The organism is Rhodoferax sp. (assembly GCF_028715765.1).
Classification (GTDB): domain Bacteria; phylum Pseudomonadota; class Gammaproteobacteria; order Burkholderiales; family Burkholderiaceae_C; genus Rhodoferax.
The window spans coordinates 71,069-89,096 of the sequence record NZ_JAQURE010000001.1 but is presented as its reverse complement, the minus strand read 5'-3'; the positions used below and the strand labels follow the sequence as shown (position 1 = coordinate 89,096).

Here is an 18,028-nt window from a genome sequence, read left to right as displayed (position 1 = left end):
TAAAAAATCCCGCTAGACCAAGTGGAGCGGGCGTGAGCAGCTATGCTAAATGAAGTAACTTAGGCTTTGACTGCATTTGGGCCTAAGGCAATTTTCAGCAAGTCTGCCACGGTGTTGGCGGCCAGTTTTTCCATGATGTTGGCGCGGTGAGCTTCTACGGTTTTGATGCTGATGCCCAGGTCGTCGGCAATTTGTTTGTTCAGCCGTCCCGCCACAATGCGCTCAAGCACTTGCGACTCACGCAGCGTCAGTCGAGCCATCAAGGCATCGCGGTTTTGGGCATTTTGGTATTCGGCAAACGACTCTTTGGCTTGCTCCAGCATGCGTTCCACCAACGGCAGCAACTGCTGTTCATCGAATGGCTTTTGGATGAAATCCATGGCACCTTTTTTCATGGTGTCTACGGCCATGGGCACATCCCCATGACCGGTGATGAAAGCCAAGGGCAGGGGGGAGTGGCTTTCGATCAGGCGGCTTTGCAGCTCAAGCCCGGTCATGCCATCCATGCGAATGTCAACAATCAGGCAGGCCACTTCGCGCGCATCAAACCGGCTTAAAAAAGACTCGGCAGAGTCAAAGCAGCGCACCCGGTAATCTTTGCCTTCAAGCATCCATTGCAGCGAGTCGCGTACCGCCTCGTCATCATCAACAATGTAAACCGTGCCTTTTTTGGGAATCAAACTCATGGTGCAACCTGCAGTGTGGGGGAATCAGTTCGCTGGGTGGGCGAGGCCGGTGGCGGGTTGGCAATGGGTAACCAGAAGGTAAAACAGCAACCCGTCACGGTTGAACCATTGTAGAGGTTCTCCGCTTTCATCCAGCCCAAATGCGACTCGACGATGGAGCGACACAGCGACAAGCCAATGCCCATGCCCTCGGCTTTGGTGGAGTAAAAAGCCTCGTAGAGCCGAGTCATCACTTCAGGCGCAATGCCGCCACCGGTGTCGGTCACCATGAATTCAATCACCGGTTTGGTGCTCATCACGGCTTGCGCCACCCGCAGTTTTACCAGCCGCTGGGCGGTAGGGCGCTGTGCGGTGTCGACTGATTCCGCCGCATTTTTGAGCAAGTTCAGCAGCACTTGCTCGATCAAAATGGGATCCACCAGCAGGCTGGGCAAATGTGGTGCCACATATTGGGTGAGCTTGACGTTGCGCCGTCGCAGTTCAATTTCAGCCAACTCCACGGCCTCGGCCACCAGGGTGGTCACGCTGGCCAGGCTACGGTTGGGTTCGCTGCGTTTCACAAACGAGCGAATGCGTTGGATGATTTGCCCGGCGCGTGAGGCTTGCCGCGCGGTTTTCTCCAACGCCCCCAACAACTCGTCTTTGTTGATCTGGTCGGCTTTGATGCGCGAGACCATGCCGTTGCAATAGTTGTTGATGGCCGTCAACGGCTGGTTGAGCTCATGCGCCACGCTCGACGCCATTTCGCCCATGGTGATCAACCGGCTGGAGGCTTCGGCGCGTTGGGTTTGAATTTCAGACTGTTCTTCGGCCACGCGCCGGGCGGTGATGTCGGTGGCAATCACCATTTGCGCCAGTCGCCCATCGACCCAGCTTAAATAGCGTGTGCGCACTTCCAGCCAGCGCCCCAAACTGCCCAAATACACTTCGGCGCTTTCGGTTTCTTTGTCGGAGAGTTGGTCGGTGGGCAGGCCGGCAAAGGCATCCACGGTGTCTTGCGTTTCATCACTGGTCACAGGGCTGGGCACACCAGCTTCTTCCACCAGTTGCAAATGTCCCCCGGCTTGCGTGCCAAACCACAAGCGGTACAACTTGTTGGCAAACAACAGCTCGTCACTGCCCAGAGGTGCGACAGAAATGGATGCGTCAAGCGCTTCCAGCACCGCGGTGAAGCGCTCGTGTGAGGCCGCCAGCTGATCCCGCACCCGATTGGGTTCGGTGATGTCGGTCATGGAGGTCATCCAGCCGGTTTGCTGGCCAAAAGCATCGATCAGGGGTGACACATACAAGCGGGCATCCATCAGTGAGCCATCTCTGCGTTTGACCCGAAACTGAATGCCTCCGGCTTGGATTTTGCCCTCCAGCTCGTCTTTCAAGCGGGTGTTGAGAAGCTCTATGTCTTCCTCTGGCCAGTAAGGAAAAGGGGCGGTTTTGTCGACCAATTCGGCCTCAGACCAGCCGGTCATGCGACAAAAAGCTTTGTTGACGTAAGTGATGCGTCCTTGCAAGTCAAGCGCCCGCATGCCCGTCAACATGGAGTTTTCCATGGCACGGCGAAAGGCGGTTTCTTGCACCAGTGCATCTTGCGCCTTGATGCGCTTGCGGGTGTGCCCCCAGTTGGCAAGCAATAACCAAGCGGTGATGCCTGCAAGCACCATCACCAGCCAAAACAGCCCACTGCCAATCACCCCCAGCGAAGTGCGGTAGGCCATGCCGCGCACTGTCAAGCCGTTGCCCACCGGTGTCAGCGGCATCTCGTAGGTGTTCACCGGGCTTGCCCAGGGCAGCAGGTGGCGCTTGAGTTGGCTTTCAGAGCCGGTGGTGCCAGCCAACAATTTGCCTGCTCCATCATGAAATGAGAGTGCGTATTTGGAGGTGAGCTCTTGCGGCACACCGTAGCGAAACAGGGCATCAATGGAATACTCCACCCACAAAACGCCTTTGAACTTGGCTTTTTCGATCAACGGCAAGTGCAGTTGTAGCAATGCTGCCTCGTCTGTTTGGGCTTTGGGTGTGGAGTAAATGGGCAGCAACAAATCTCGCGACAGCCTGAAATTGACCAGCGTGTCGCTGTCTTCAAGTGTTTCACTCCTGGCCGCAGGCCGTTTGGTGGTGCCGCTACCACTGCGGTAATTGACGCGAATTTTCAGCTTGTCATCCACCCAGTTGAGCGCACGCAATTCAGGAAACAGGTTAACCAAGGCTTCAGCCCGGGTGACAAAGTCGTTGTGACTGACTTCGCGGCTGGAAATCTCGCGGGCAAAGCGCATCAGCTGCTCTTGCTGCTCCAGCAGACGCAGGCGCAGGCGTTGTTGGGTGTATTCCACATCCCGGTTGATGGCTTCCCGCTCTCTGGCATTTTCTTCAAACCGCAAATAGCCAAAAGCCGACATGATGGCGACCAAAAAAAGCAGCACCGCAGCCAACGGTGCCAGCACGGCAAAACGGTCTTGCCGGTGGGGGGACTGCCGAGCCCACCAGCGCTGAAGCGGTGCGGCAGGTTGTGGGGCAAAGTGCTCAAGTTGACTGAGAAGGGATGGCGTTGGCATTTCTGAAGTGTAGAGGCATGGTTTCTTGGGCGGGTTTGATGGTCTTGGGTTGCGTGCTTATATTTCATATAGTGGTTTTTAAAAACACTATTTGAAATATTATGGAAAGGGTTATAAAATTATTTCAACCATTCCTATGGTCAATTCCCCTAAGATCAAATGGCTTAACAACAACGGAGACAAGCATGTCAGCAACCCCCACAAGCCCTTCTGGCGCCCCTGTGCCCAGCCAAGACCTCGATAGCCAAGAAACCCGTGAATGGATGGACGCTTTAAGCGCCGTCATTGGCCAAGAAGGCCCCGAGCGCGCACACTACTTGCTGGAGCAGCTGCTTGAGCACGCACGCCAAAGCAGCATTGACATGCCTTTTTCAGCCAACACCGGCTACGTCAACACCATCGAGCCCGACCAAGAAGAACGTTGCCCCGGCAACATCGAAATTGAAGAACGCTTGCGCGCTTACATGCGTTGGAACGCCATGGCCATGGTGGTCAAAGCCAACCGCCATCACCCTGAAGACGGTGGCGACCTGGGCGGCCACATCGGCTCATTCGCCTCGCTGGCACACATGTTTGGCGCTGGCTTTAACCACTTTTGGCATGCAGAGAGCGAAAACCACGGTGGCGACTGCCTTTACATCCAAGGCCACGTGGCGCCAGGTGTGTATGCCCGTGCCTATTTAGAAGGCCGCTTGACAGAAGAGCAGTTGCTGCATTTCCGTCAAGAAACTGGCGGCAAGGGCTTGAGCAGTTACCCTCACCCAAAATTGATGCCTGAGTTCTGGCAATTTCCCACGGTGTCAATGGGTCTAGGCCCACTGATGGCCATTTACCAAGCCCGCTTTTTGAAATACCTGCATGCCCGTGGCATTGCCAACACCGAAAACCGCAAGGTTTGGGTGTTTTGTGGCGACGGCGAAATGGACGAGGTGGAATCTTTGGGCGCCATTGGCCTGGCCGCTCGTGAAAACCTGGACAACCTGGTGTTTGTCATCAACTGCAACCTGCAACGCCTGGACGGCCCGGTGCGCGGCAACGGCAAAATTGTGCAAGAGCTCGAAGGCACGTTCCGTGGCGCCGGCTGGAATGTGATCAAGCTGCTGTGGGGTAGCAACTGGGACCCACTGCTGGCACGTGACAAAGACGGCGCCTTGCGTAAGGTCATGATGGACACACTCGACGGAGACTACCAATCCTTCAAAGCCAATGACGGCGCGTTTGTGCGCAAAAACTTCTTTGGCCGCGACCCCAAAACTGCAGAGATGGTGGCCAAGATGAGCGACGACGACATCTGGAACCTGCGCCGTGGTGGTCACGATCCACAAAAGGTGTATGCCGCCTACCACGCTGCGGTCAACCACAAAGGCCAGCCCACGGTGCTGCTGATCAAAACCGTCAAAGGTTTTGGCATGGGCAAGAGCGGTGAGGGCAAAAACAACGTGCACCAAACCAAAAAGCTCACTGACGACGACATCAAGACGTTTCGTGACCGCTTCAACATTCCAATTCCCGACAGCCAGATCAAGGACATCCCGTTTTACAAACCGGCTGACGACACACCCGAAATGCGTTACCTGCACGAGCGCCGCAAAGCGCTGGGCGGCTACCTGCCGCACCGCCGCACCAAGGCTGACGAGCACTTCACCGTGCCATCCATCGACACCTTCAAGGCGGTGATGGAGCCCACGCCTGAGGGGCGCGAAATCTCCACCACACAGGCCTACGTGCGCTTTATCACCCAGCTGTTGCGTGACCAGGCGCTGGGCCAGCGCGTGGTGCCGATTTTGGTGGACGAAGCTCGCACTTTTGGCATGGAAGGCTTGTTCCGCCAGATCGGCATCTACAACCCAGCCGGACAAAACTACACCCCGGTCGACAAAGACCAGGTGATGTATTACAAGGAAGACAAAAAAGGCCAGATTCTGCAAGAAGGCATCAACGAAGCCGGTGGCATGGCCAGCTGGATTGCAGCAGCTACCAGCTATTCAACCAGCAACCGCATCATGGTGCCGTTTTACGTGTACTACTCGATGTTCGGCTTTCAGCGCATTGGCGACCTGGCCTGGGCTGCGGGCGACATGCAGGCGCGCGGCTTCTTGCTGGGCGGCACCAGCGGGCGCACCACGCTCAACGGCGAAGGCTTGCAGCACGAAGACGGCCACAGCCACATCCTGGCGGGCACCATTCCCAACTGTGTCAGCTACGACCCCACCTTTGCGCATGAGGTGGGCGTGATCTTGCACCATGGCCTCAAACGCATGGTCGAAAAACAAGACAACGTGTTCTATTACTTGACGCTGTTGAACGAAAACTACGCCATGCCTGGCCTGACCCCTGGCACCGAAGAGCAGATCATCAAAGGCATGTATTTATGCAAGCCCGGTGCCGAAGGTGCCGCTGGCCCGCGCGTGCAGTTGCTCGGTAGCGGCACCATTCTGCGCGAGAGCTTTGTGGCGCAAAAACTGCTGGCCGTGGATTGGGGGGTGACCGCTGACGTGTGGAGCTGCCCCAGCTTCAATGAGTTGGCGCGTGACGGCCAAGCCTGCGAGCGCGACAACCTGCTCAACCCCGCTGCACCCGCCAAAGTGTCGTTTGTGGCGCAGCAGTTGGCCGGACACGAAGGCCCGGTGGTGGCCTCGACCGACTACATCAAGTCGTATGCCGAGCAAATTCGCGCCTTCATTCCGAAAGACCGCACCTACAAGGTGCTGGGCACCGACGGCTTTGGCCGCAGCGACTTCCGCTCCAAATTGCGTGAGCACTTTGAAATCAACCGCCACTTCATCGTGATTGCCGCGTTGAAAGCCTTGAGTGAAGAGGGCAAAGTGCCAGTGAGCAAAGTCAGTGAAGCCATTGCCAAATACGGCATCCACACCGACAAGGTCAACCCGCTGTACGCGTAAGTCACAACAACTCACTAGAAAGAGACATCATGGCAATCATTGAAATCAAAGTCCCTGACATTGGCGACTTTTCAGACGTGGCAGTGATCGAGCTGCTGGTCAAACCCGGTGACACGGTCAAGGCCGAGCAAAGCCTGCTGACGGTTGAGTCTGACAAGGCGTCGATGGAAATCCCCTCCAGCCATGGCGGTGTGGTCAAAGAGCTCAAAGTGGCGTTGGGCGACAAGGTCAGCGAAGGCAGCTTGGTGCTGCTGCTTGAAGTGGAAGGCACTGCATCAAATCAGGCTGCAGCCCCCGTTGATACTGCGCCAGTAGCTACAACTTTTGAAGCGGCACCAGTTTCAGTATCAAATCAGCCTGCAGCGCCCGTGGCTGCTGCGCAAACTGCTATTAACACCGTAGCAAGTGGCCCGGTTGAGCTGCGCGTGCCTGACATTGGCGACTTCAAAGACGTGGCCGTGATTGAGGTCATGGTCAAGGTCGGCGACACGGTCAAGGCCGAGCAAAGCCTGATCACCGTGGAGTCTGACAAAGCCTCGATGGAAATCCCCTCCAGCGCCGCTGGCGTTATCAAAGAGCTCAAAGTCAAACTCGGTGACAAGGTCAACATGGGCGACCTGCTGGCCATTTTGGAAGGCGCGGCCGCTGGTGCTGTGTCTGCGCCGCAAGCCAGCCCGGCATCTAACTCTCTCCCTCAGGGGGGTGAAACCTTTAATCCTCCCCCGCTGGGGGAGGGCAGGGTGGGGGCTTCTGCGCAAGCAGCTAGTTCAGCCGGCTCGCCCCCACCCCAACCCTCCCCCAGCGGGGGAGGGAGTCAGACAGTGGTAACCACCCCTGCCCACCAACCTGGTGGTAGCTTGCTGGGTCTGCCCCATGCCAGCCCCTCAGTGCGCAAATTTGCGCGTGAACTGGGTGTACCGCTGAGTGAAGTCAAAGGCAGCGGTTTGAAAGGCCGCATCACTGACCATGATGTGCAGGCGTTCACCCGCTCGGTGATGAGCGGCGCAGTCCAAACCCTGGCCATTGCCGCCAGCCAAGCTGCCAAACCGGCCGCCGCTGCCGCCAATGACGGCGCAGGCTTGGGCTTGATCCCCTGGCCGAAGGTGGACTTTGCCAAATTCGGCCCGGTTGAGCGCAAAGACTTGAGCCGGATCAAGAAAATCAGCGGCGCTAACCTGCTGCGCAACGCCATCATGATTCCGGCCGTCACCAACCATGACGACTGCGACATCACCGACCTGGAAGCCTTCCGCGTCAGCACCAACAAAGAAAATGAGAAGAGTGGCGTGAAGGTCACCATGCTTGCCTTCTTGATCAAAGCCTGTGTGGCTGCGCTCAAAAAATACCCTGAGTTCAACAGCAGTTTGGACGGCGACGCGCTGATCTACAAGCAGTATTACCACATCGGTTTTGCCGCCGACACGCCCAACGGCCTGATGGTGCCGGTGATCAAAGATGCTGACAAAAAAGGCATCTTCCAGATCAGCACCGAGATGGGCGAACTGGCCAAAAAAGCCCGCGACGGCAAACTCGGCCCAGCCGAGATGACCGGCGCCAGCTTCACCATCAGCAGCCTGGGCGGCATTGGCGGGCGTTACTTCACACCCATCATCAACGCGCCTGAGGTCGCCATTCTCGGTGTCTGCCGCTCAACGATTGAACCGATTTGGGACGGCAAAGCGTTCCAGCCACGCCTGATGTTGCCCCTGAGCCTGACCTGGGACCACCGCGTGATTGACGGCGCAGCTGCAGCACGGTTTAACGTGTACCTCGGTCAAATCCTCGGCGATTTCCGTCGGGTGCTGCTTTAAAAATAAAGAGAGAGACAAATGGCACAAATCGACATCAAAGTCCCCGACATCGGCGACTTCAAAGACGTGGCAGTGATCGAACTGCTGGTCAAACCCGGCGACAGCGTCAAAGCAGACCAAAGCCTGATCACCGTTGAGAGCGACAAAGCCTCGATGGAAATCCCTTGCAGCCACGCAGGGGTGGTGAAAGAACTCAAGATCAAGCTGGGCGACAAAGTTTCTGAAGGCTCGTTGCTGTTGACGCTGGAAGCCGCAGGTGACGCTGCGCAACCTGCCGCATCCCCGGCTCAAGATTCCAAGCCAAATCAGCCTCTAGCCCAGGTACAGCAAGCGCAACCAGCTCCACAATCTGTAGCGCCTTCAGCAGCTGCACCGGCTCCCAATGCAGCCAGCTTTGGCGGCACAGCCGACCTGGACTGCGACCTGCTGGTACTGGGCGGCGGCCCCGGCGGCTACTCGGCAGCTTTTCGCGCCGCCGACTTAGGGCTTAAAGTGGTCATCGTCGAACGCTACGCCACCTTGGGCGGTGTCTGCCTGAACGTCGGCTGCATCCCCTCCAAAGCCCTGTTGCACGTGGCCAGCGTGATCGACGAAGTCAGCCACCTGGCCGCTTTGGGTGTGGACTTTGGCAAACCCGTGGTCAACGTGGACACCTTGCGCGGCCACAAAGAAAAGGTCATTGGTAAATTGACTGGCGGCCTGGCTGCCATGGCCAAGATGCGCAAAGTCACCATCGTGCGCGGCTACGGCGCGTTCGTCGGCGCCAACCACGTCGAGGTGGAAGAAACCAGCGGCACATCCCAAGAAAAAACCGGTGGCAAAAAAGTGGTGGCGTTCAAAAAAGCCATCATCGCCGCCGGCAGCCAAGCCGTGCGCCTGCCCTTCATGCCCAACGACCCGCGCGTGGTGGACTCCACCGGCGCACTGGCGCTCAAGCATGTCCCCAAACGCATGTTGATTTTGGGCGGCGGCATCATCGGCCTGGAAATGGGCACGGTCTACAGCACCCTGGGCGCACGGCTGGACGTGGTGGAAATGCTCGACGGCCTGATGCAAGGCGCGGATCGTGATCTGGTCAAAATCTGGCAAAAAATGAACGCGCCACGCTTTGACAACATCATGCTCAAAACAAAAACGGTAGCGGCAGAGGCTACACCCGAGGGCATCAAGGTCACCTTTGCGCCAGCAGAGGAGGGCGGCACTTGCCCCGAACCGCAGGTGTATGACCTGGTGCTGCAAGCTGTCGGCCGCACGCCCAACGGCAAGAAAATCGCCGCCGACAAAGCGGGCGTGGCCGTGACAGACCGCGGCTTCATCAACGTCGACATCCAAATGCGCACCAACGTGCCGCACATCTTTGCCATCGGCGACATCGTTGGCCAGCCGATGCTGGCGCACAAGGCGGTGCACGAGGCGCATGTGGCGGCCGAAGTGATTGCCGGTGAACTGCAAGGCAACAAGGAACTGGCCGCCGCTGCTTTCAACGCCCGCGTCATCCCCAGCGTGGCCTACACCGACCCGGAAGTGGCCTGGGTGGGCCTGACCGAAGACCAGGCCAAGGCGCAAGGCATCAAGGTTAAGAAAGGCCTGTTCCCATGGAACGCGTCAGGTCGCGCCATCGCCAATGGCCGTGACGAAGGTGTGACCAAGCTGCTATTCGACGACAGCCCCGAAGCGCATGGTCACGGCAAGATTCTGGGCGGTGGCATGGTCGGCACCCATGCGGGCGACATGATTGGCGAAGTGGCTCTGGCGATCGAGATGGGTGCCGACGCCATCGACATCGGCAAAACCATCCACCCGCACCCGACGCTGGGTGAGAGCATCGGCATGGCGGCGGAAGTGGCGCATGGCAGTTGTACGGATTTACCACCTGCGCGCAAGTAACGCTAGACCACAGATCCAAATCAAAGCCCGAATCTTGACCGCTTCGGGCTTTTTGTTGTCTGGTTCATCGCTATCGTCAATGCGGCGTTTGGTGTCAGTGTCAAGCAGGTGTTGATTTTCGGATGTCTGCTTGAAGTGCGGGCGAGGCAATATCGGCCAGCTCGCGCATGGCGGAACCCAGTTGGTCAATCAGGCGCGGGCTGGCCCCCATGTCTTCAAAGGCGGTGCGCCATTGGCGCAACTCGCTCCAGATACGGTGAATGATGGCGATGGCTGTGGTGCGCTGCGGTGTAAAAGCGCTGTAGGCCGACATGGCGTTGTCCAGCGTGGCCAGTTTGCCAAAGCTTCCCACTTGCAGGTGAAGCTGGCGCTCAAAGGCGACGCTGGGGCGCGGCACCACGTCATACAGCGGGCTCAGGCGCCAGCCGGGCAGGCACGGGTCGCGCACAAAACCGTGGTTGCGCAGGTGGTCGTCGTCATTGCTGACGAAGATGTTGAACACCATGCGGGCAAACAGCTCTTCGGTGTTGCTGCGGATCACGCCGGGGTGAGCGTGCTCACGCACGGCAAGTGCCAGGTCGGCGTAGCTTTTGAGGCGCGATTCGAACTCATCACAGGCCACCAGCGTCAGTCCGCTGACAAAGGGCAGGCGTTGCTCGGTCAGCCCAGTTGCGGGCAGTGTGTCATGCAGTGGCGTGTCAGGACTGATGTGGGTACCGGGTGTATGCCAGTAACGGTCGAACCGGCGAATCAGCAGCACCGATTTGCCACCGATGTCTTGTACTTTCACCTGAGGCACACACAAGCCGCAGCGCTGGGCCAGTTTTAAAGTGCAGCACTCGGCCCAAGCCACATCAAAGCTGTCGCCAACCGCAGGGAACTTGGCCAGCCAGAGCAAGCCGGTGTCATCCCGCACGGAAGCCTTGGGTCGCGCACCACCTGCGCCGGGCGCTGAGCCAAAAAAATCGATCAACGTGGTGGGGATCGGAAGCCCTTGCTCGATGCGCTCTGTAGCATCAAGCATGTAGGGCAGGGACTGAATGGGTGTGGCACCGGCTTGCACCGGGCTGCTTAAAGATTCGCGCACGTCCAGCGCACCCACGCGGTCGCTGCCCGCGCCGAGCAGGTAGTCGACCTCAGTCAGGCTGTTGGCAGGAACCTGACGCTGCGCTTCAATGACGCGGCGGCCCTAGGCATCAGGGGTGGCATCGCGAATGCCGCCAAATTGGGTGAGCTGGTTGGCTGGGAACAGCTCGGCACCGCGCACGCGTGGCTTGTCTGTCAGGCTCAGGCTGACCGGGTCGATTTCAATGGCATCAGGCTGATCAATGTAGCGGGTGCCATAGGCAAAACGCGAGGCCAACACATTGCGTTCTTGGGTGATGGACAAGCGCCCTGCAGGTACCCAGGCTTGCGGCAGGTGAGCGAAAACATAGACGTCGCGTTTTGCCATCAGAAGTCCAGTTTTTGCAGTTCTGTTGGGGACAAGGGGCGCACGCGCTGGGTGACTTCAAGCTGTTCCAGCGCTTTCAATGACGGGTCACTTTCCTGCAGCAATGCCAACATGGTGAGCCCAGGGGCAATGGCTTCCAGATACCGAAGAATCTGGGCCACAGTGCGGCCAGGGTCGCCTTTTTCAATCAGCGAGGCCGTGGAACGTGACAACCCGGCACGCGCCGCGACATCGAGCTGGCGCAGCTTGCGCGCTGTACGTAGGCGCGTGAGCTTGGCTCCCATGTCGGCAGCTTCAGTCAGGCGGCTGGCTGGAATCAGCGGGGATTCGCAGTATTTCATGTCCGTAAAGTCAGTCTTAAAGTCGATAAGGATTGATATTACGGACATTTACGACATAAATCAAGCGATACAAAGGGGTTCAGCGGCACGACTTTGTGGGTGGGAATGACGTGGCCTGTACCCATCAGGTTGCCATGGCTCAAAATCATGAAGCGGCAGTTGCCTGTTCTTTTCTAAACAGCGGTTTTCTTATTAAAAGGGCACAACTCCCAGGTTTTTTTCAGTAAGGCTTGGATTTTTGGACGCCCACCAGATGCGTCAAAGTTGAGACCAGCGCGGTAGATTTCAGGGGCGGATTCAGACTTTGGCATTGCTTGGCGTTATGGGGCATCCTGAACCAGCATGGTTTGGCTGGCATTTCGCTGCAAAATCACGGGCTACAAAAAGGGTCTCCTCTGTGAAAACAATAGATATCAAGCATGCCTGGGTGCGCCGTCTGCGCTGGGTGGTGGGCAGTTTGGCCGTGCTGTGGCTGCTGAGTTGGCTGGTGGTACCGCCCTTGCTGAAGTCTCAGTTGCAGTCGCGCCTGGGCGAGCAATTGGGGCGCACTGTCACGGTGGGGCAGGTGGACTTCAAACCCTGGACGCTCGAACTCACTTTGCAAGATGTGGCTGTGGCACACGCCAGCAATGCCTCGCCCCAGGCATCGTTCCAGCGCCTCTATGTCAATATGGAACTCCAGTCCCTTTTGCGCTTGGCGCCTGTGGTTGACGCGCTTGAGCTCAATGGCCTGCAACTCAACCTGACGCATACCGGCGGTGGCCACTACGACGTGGACGACGTGCTGGCGCGGTTGGCTGCCCAACCCAGCCAACCGACCGATTCCCCGCTGCATTTCGCTCTGTACAACCTGGTGCTGTCCGATGCGGCGGTACTGTTCACAGACACACCACACCACAGCGTGCACCGCTTGAGCCGGCTCAACCTGAGTGTGCCTTTTGTCAGTAATCTGGACTCCAAACGTGACGTTTTGGTGCAGCCGCGGCTGGCCTTTGACCTCAATGGCAGCCAGTTTGACTCAAGCGCCAACGCAACACCGTTCGCACAAACACGCCAGGCCGATGCGCAACTGGTCGTCAAGGCATTGGACCTGGCTCCGTACCTTCCTTACTGGCCAGCCAATCTGCCCGTACGCTTGCAGACGGCCGTGCTCGATGCCAACCTGAACCTGTCGTTCAAGCAGCAGGAACGCCCGCAGGTCTTGCTCAGCGGGCAAGTTGGTGCCAGCGGCGTGCGTTTGGCGCAGGTGGTGCAGGCCGCAGGCCACGCCTCAGGCACTGTGCATGAGCTGCTGGCCTTTGATCGCCTGAATGTGGTGCTGGCGGATGTGCAGCCGCTGGCGCAAAAAATCGCCTTACAAAAGGTCGAACTGTTACAGCCGCATCTGCTGTTGCACCGCAATCCATCAGGTGCTTTGAACCTGCAAGCCTTGGCTGGTATGGGGTCACCACCCAAAAATACTCTCAAAAATGAAGCTGTCAGCGCAGGTATAACAAGGGCTATAGCCAAAAATGATGTAAAAAATTCAAACGTCACCCCACCCGCCTCCAGCTGGCAAGTGAAGGTGGACGAACTGTCTGTGGCCGGTGCTGAAGTGGTGTGGGTTGATGATTCAGCCGCCCAGCCGGTGCGTTTGCGTGTGACGCCGCTGGCGCTGAACGCGCACGCTTTGTCTTGGCCAGTGACGCAGCCGATGCCGTTTGACGGCACTGCTGAGCTTGCTGTGGCCAGCCTGCGTTTCAAGGGCGAAGCCACCGACGCCTTGGCCGATGCCAGCGTGCAAGTGACCGGGTTGCCTTTGAGCATGGCAGCGCCGTACCTTGCCAGCGTGCTCAAACCCCGCTTGGACGGCGTGTTGACCACCGATCTGGCACTGCATTGGGCCGCTGCCACCGCCAAACAGTCGGCGCAGACCCGGGTGCAGGTAGCCAGCCTGGTGTTGGATAAGTTGGCTTTGCGCAATGCGTCCAAGTCGCCGCTGGCCAGCGTTGAGCGACTGGCCGTGACAGACGCGATGGTAGATGTGCTGCAGCAGTCGGTGCAGCTGGGGCGCGTGCTGGTGAGCCAGCCGCGCACCACGCTCAGCCGCTCGTCAGACGGCCGCTGGAAGGTTGAAGATTGGCTGTCATCGGCTCAGACCAACGCCCCCCATCCTGCCAGCGCGGCTGCAACCCCCACCCAGCGGCCGTGGTCGGTTGCCCTGAAAGAGGTGGGGGTCATTGGCGGTGCGCTGGCCTTTCGTGACGCGTCGATCAACCCCGCCGTGGCGCTGGATGTCTCGGGCCTGGCCTTGCAAGTCAGGAATTTTTCGAGCACGAGTGCCAAGCTGTTTGCCACTGAGTTGTCGGCGCGGGTGAGCAGCGCAGCAACCGAACCGGGCACGTTGTCATGGCGCGGCAGCGTTGGCTTGAGCCCACTGGCCACGCGGGGCGACCTCAAAGCGGTGCGGCTGCCACTGCACACGCTGTCGCCCTACCTGAATGACAAGCTCAACGTATCAGTGCTGCGTGCCGACACCAGTTTTGACGGCAAGCTCCAGTTGGCGCAAAGCGCAGATGCCTTGGCCGTGGATGTGCTTGGTAACGCGCGTCTGGATGACCTGCAGGTGCAGACGCTGGCGCAGACCGAGCCGTTCAAACCCGCTGAAGACTTGCTTAATTGGAAAAGCCTGAGCTTGACCGGCCTGCGTGTGGCGCTGGCACCGGGCGACGCGCCGCGGGTGGATGTGGCTGGCACCGCGCTGAGCGATTTTTACGCCAAGGTGGTGATCGACCCAACCGGGCGACTGAACCTGCAAGACATGGTCAAACCAACTGCTCCGACGACACAGAAAGATGGCGCAACTGCCACCGCTGATCGTGCAGCTGCCCCAGTGCCAGCTTCAGCGCCGGTGCAAACCCAGGCCACCCCATCGACGCCAACCGCAACAGTGGACTCGGTCAGTGCTTCTTCAAAGCCGCTGATTCATTTTGGCCCGGTCAGTCTGGTGGGCGGCAACGTCAACTTTACCGACCGCTTTATCCAGCCCAACTATTCGGCGGATTTGACCGAGCTGGTGGGCAAGCTCAGCGCGTTTTCGTCGCAACCGGTGAACGGCGCGCCAGAGCTGGCCGACCTGGAGCTGCGTGGCCGTGCACAGGGCACAGCCAGCTTGGAGGTGCTGGGCAAGATCAACCCGCTGGTGCAACCGGTGGCGCTGGACATCAGCGGCAAAGTGCGCGACCTGGAGCTGGCACCGTTGTCCACCTACTCGGCGCGTTACGCGGGCTATGGCATCGAGCGCGGCAAGCTCAGTGTCGATGTCAGCTACTTGATAAAACCCGACGGCCAGCTCAGTGCCAACAACAAGGTGGTGCTCAACCAACTCAAGTTTGGCGAGGCCATTCCCAATGCGGTCAACACACTGCCGGTCAAGCTGGCCGTGGCGCTGCTGGCAGATCGCAACGGGGTGATCGACATCGACTTGCCGATCAGCGGCTCGCTCAACGACCCGCAGTTTCGCTTGATGCCGCTGGTGTTCAAGGTCATCGGCAACCTGATCGTCAAAGCCATCACGGCGCCGTTCAGCCTGCTGGCCAACGCGTTTGGTGGCGGCGGTGATGACCTCAGCAGCGTTGCGTTTGACGCAGGTTCGGCCCGGTTGACCGACGCGGCCAAAGCCAGCTTGGCCAAGGTGGTCAAGGCGCTACAAGATCGCCCGGCGCTGAAAATGACCGTGACGGGCACGGCCAGCCTGCAGGCCGAGCGCGATGGCTACAAGCGTGCGCAGTTGCAAACGCTGGTGTTGAACGAGAAGCGGCGCAGCCTGGGTGCCGCTGCAGCGCAGGGTGCGCCAGGGCAACCCGTTGAGCCACAGGTTACGCCGCAAGAATATCCGGCACTGCTCAAGGCGGTGTACAAGCGAGCCGATTTTCCCAAGCCGCGCAACCTGATCGGCATGGCCAAAGACTTATCTGTGCCCGAGATGGAAGCTTTGCTGCAGAGCCACTTGGACGCCACCGAAGCGGCCATGCAGGCACTGGCTTTGCAACGCGGCGTGGTCGTGCGCGACTATCTGGCGAGCCAGCAGTTGCCCATGGAGCGCCTGTTTTTGGGCGCTGCCAAAGCCGTCGCGCCGGATGCCAAGTGGCAGCCGCACGCTGAGCTGAATTTGACAGCGCAGTGAGCTGTTGAGGCTACAACCCCAGTGGTTTTTAGAAATAGACCCCTGACCCACACGCTGTATGCCGGTGCAGCTATCATGAAAATAGTAGTTATTGACTCATTGCACCTCTAACCCACCACCGCATGCCTCTTATGAAGAAACATCACGCAGCATTTTTGACTTCGATTGTCTTGACCCTGGCATCCATCACCTCGGGCGCTGTGGCGCAGACCAAGTCAAAACTGCCCCAGATTCTGGAGCGCGGCACCTTGCGTGTCGGCACCACGGGCGACTTCAACCCCATGTCCATCAAGGACACGGCCACCAATTCTTTGACCGGTTTTGACATTGAGGCCATGAACCAACTGGCCGCTGACATGGGCGTGAAGGTTGAATTCGTTCCTGCCGAATGGGCCACATTGGTCAATGGCCTTGTTGCCGACCGCTTTGACATCTTCTCGGGCGCTTCCATCAGCATGGCGCGAGCCAAGACCGTGGCGTTTTCTGACCCCTATTTGTATGCGGGCGCTGTGCCGCTGGTGAGTCAAAAGTCAGCGGCCAAGTTTCCCACCTGGAACAGCGTCAACCAACCCAATGTGACGGTGGCCGTCTTGATGGGCACCACATTTGAGCAGCAGGCACGCGCGCATTTTCCCAAGGCGAAGATTCGTGCCGTCGAAAAGCCAGCCACCGGCTACCAAGAGGTGCTGGCCGGGCGCGCTCAAGTTACGCTGACCAGCAATGTCGAGGCCGCCACCCTGATGAAGACTTACCCTGACCTTCAGATGGTTGGCACCAGTGCCGAGATGCGCAACAAGCGACCCTTTGCCTACCCCATGCCACAGGGTGACGATGTGTGGTTGACCTTTGTCAATAACTGGATCGCCTTGAAACAAGCCGAAGGTTTTTTTGATGCCCTTGAGACCAAATGGCTTGCCGCCAAAAAATAGCTCTTTTTTGCATCGCGCTTGCCCTGAGTTTGCTGTGCGGGTGCAGCAGCATCTCATCAGAGGCCAGCAACTACACGTGGGGCTGGCACATTCTCAACCCCCTGCAAGACAAGGGCGCCTCTAACCTGCGCTTTCTCGCCAGCGGCCTGGTGGACACCGCGTTGGTGTCCGTGTGTGCGATTGCGTTGTCGGTGTGTGTGGGCTTGCTGGTGGCCATGGCGGGGTTGTCAAAACGGCCTGGGCTCAAGCACATGAGTCGTGTCTACGTGGAAGTGTTTCGTGCCATTCCTTTGCTGGTGTTGCTGTTGTGGGTGTTTTATGGCCTGCCGGTGATCATTGGTCTGCAACTGGGCGTGTTTGCCACCGGTGTGCTGGCCATGGCCTTGAGCGACAGCGCTTTTGAGGCGGAAATCTTTCGCGCTGGCATTCAGTCGGTGCCCTCTGGCCAGATCGAGGCGGCCAAAGCGCTGGGCTTGCCATGGGCGCTGCAAATGCGGCTGGTGGTGATTCCGCAGGCGGTCAAAGTCATCTTGCCCGCGTTGGGGAACCAGTTTGTGTATGTTCTGAAAATGTCCTCGCTCATCTCAGTCATTGGTTTGTCGGAGTTAACGCGCAAAGCCAATGAACTCAATGTCAGCGAATACCGACCCTTGGAGATTTACACCCTGCTGGTGGTGGAGTACCTGGCGCTGATTTTGCTGGTGTCTTATGGGGTGCGAAAATTGGAGCGCAAGCTCTCAACGCCTCATTGATCTTGTTTTTTATATTTGTTTTTCTCTTTTTAACCAAAGGAAATTTTCATGGGTTTGTTTGATTCAGTGGTGAGCGCCGTCAGTCAGCAGATTGAACAGCAGGGCGGTTTGGCGCAAGTGGTCAGCGGCTTGCTGGCCAACAATGGCGAGTTGGGTGGCCTCAATGGCTTGGTTGAGAAATTCAATCAAGCGGGTTTGGGCGATGTGGTGAATTCTTGGATTGGCCACGGTGCCAACCAAGCCATTTCTGCCGACCAACTCTCTGGCGTGCTCGGCAGCGACTTTTTGACCCAAGCCGCTGGCCAGCTGGGGCTGGATGCGGCACAACTCTCCAGCCAGCTTTCCCAATTCTTGCCCGGTGTGGTTGACCAACTCACCCCGCAAGGAAGTTTGCCTGCAGCGGGTGCGGGCAACGCTGGTGACTTGCTAGGCATGCTGGGCGCCCTGCTGCCACAGCGCTGAACTGCCATTGGGCACAAGCGTTTTTGCACGCTTGTGCACCCACTTGAGCGCTGAGCCTTCAGCCGCAGCACCAAAAAATTCAAAAATTTA

At 58.4% G+C, this 18,028-nt stretch carries 12 protein-coding genes; 7 read left to right on the top strand and 5 right to left on the bottom strand.

The window, feature by feature from the left end:
* Positions 1–59: 59 nt before the first annotated feature.
* Positions 60–686, bottom strand: coding sequence for a response regulator (locus PHT20_RS00460; RefSeq protein ID WP_300088399.1), 627 nt, complete (start codon positions 684–686; stop codon positions 60–62).
* Entirely contained in the window at positions 683–3,235 is a 2,553-nt protein-coding gene (locus PHT20_RS00455; protein ID WP_301018954.1) for a PAS domain S-box protein, read from the bottom strand. Before PHT20_RS00455 ends, PHT20_RS00460 begins: the two co-directional genes overlap by 4 nt.
* A 185-nt stretch (positions 3,236–3,420) precedes the next feature.
* On the opposite strand from PHT20_RS00455, the gene aceE reads away from it, so the two are divergent.
* The 3 genes from aceE to lpdA are packed head-to-tail and all read left to right on the top strand — an operon-like array spanning position 3,421 to position 9,836.
* Positions 3,421–6,138, top strand: coding sequence for a pyruvate dehydrogenase (acetyl-transferring), homodimeric type (aceE, locus tag PHT20_RS00450; RefSeq protein ID WP_300084785.1), 2,718 nt, complete (start codon positions 3,421–3,423; stop codon positions 6,136–6,138).
* A 29-nt stretch (positions 6,139–6,167) separates the two neighbouring features.
* Complete coding sequence (aceF, locus tag PHT20_RS00445) at positions 6,168–7,949, top strand: dihydrolipoyllysine-residue acetyltransferase (protein WP_300084784.1); 1,782 nt, start codon at positions 6,168–6,170, stop codon at positions 7,947–7,949.
* A gap of 18 nt (positions 7,950–7,967) precedes the next feature.
* Complete coding sequence (lpdA, locus tag PHT20_RS00440; RefSeq protein WP_301018953.1) at positions 7,968–9,836, top strand: dihydrolipoyl dehydrogenase; 1,869 nt, start codon at positions 7,968–7,970, stop codon at positions 9,834–9,836.
* Between the two features lie 100 nt (positions 9,837–9,936).
* On the opposite strand, the gene PHT20_RS00435 is transcribed toward lpdA, so the two are convergent.
* From PHT20_RS00435 to PHT20_RS00425, 3 genes are all read right to left on the bottom strand, one after another.
* Positions 9,937–10,938, bottom strand: a complete 1,002-nt coding sequence (locus PHT20_RS00435) for a type II toxin-antitoxin system HipA family toxin (RefSeq protein ID WP_301018952.1) — start codon at positions 10,936–10,938, stop codon at positions 9,937–9,939.
* 87 nt (positions 10,939–11,025) lie between these two features.
* Positions 11,026–11,289: a hypothetical protein gene (locus tag PHT20_RS00430; RefSeq protein WP_301018951.1), complete on the bottom strand. Its 264-nt coding sequence runs from the start codon at positions 11,287–11,289 to the stop codon at positions 11,026–11,028.
* Positions 11,289–11,630 (bottom strand): helix-turn-helix transcriptional regulator, encoded by a 342-nt coding sequence (locus tag PHT20_RS00425; protein ID WP_301018950.1) that lies wholly within the window; start codon positions 11,628–11,630, stop codon positions 11,289–11,291. Before PHT20_RS00425 ends, PHT20_RS00430 begins: the two co-directional genes overlap by 1 nt.
* Positions 11,631–12,027: 397 nt before the next feature.
* Between PHT20_RS00425 and PHT20_RS00420 the strand changes: the two genes are divergently transcribed.
* From PHT20_RS00420 to PHT20_RS00405, 4 genes are all read left to right on the top strand, one after another.
* Positions 12,028–15,795 (top strand): DUF748 domain-containing protein, encoded by a 3,768-nt coding sequence (locus PHT20_RS00420; RefSeq protein ID WP_301018949.1) that lies wholly within the window; start codon positions 12,028–12,030, stop codon positions 15,793–15,795.
* Positions 15,796–15,926: 131 nt separating this feature from the next.
* Positions 15,927–16,724, top strand: a complete 798-nt coding sequence (locus PHT20_RS00415; RefSeq protein WP_301018948.1) for a transporter substrate-binding domain-containing protein — start codon at positions 15,927–15,929, stop codon at positions 16,722–16,724.
* Entirely contained in the window at positions 16,703–17,476 is a 774-nt protein-coding gene (locus PHT20_RS00410; protein ID WP_301018947.1) for an amino acid ABC transporter permease, read from the top strand. The genes PHT20_RS00415 and PHT20_RS00410 overlap by 22 nt, the downstream gene beginning before the upstream one ends.
* A gap of 48 nt (positions 17,477–17,524) precedes the next feature.
* The gene (locus tag PHT20_RS00405; protein WP_301018946.1) at positions 17,525–17,938 is read left to right on the top strand and encodes a YidB family protein; all 414 of its coding nucleotides are present in this window, start codon (positions 17,525–17,527) and stop codon (positions 17,936–17,938) included.
* The last annotated feature ends 90 nt before the right edge of the window (positions 17,939–18,028 follow it).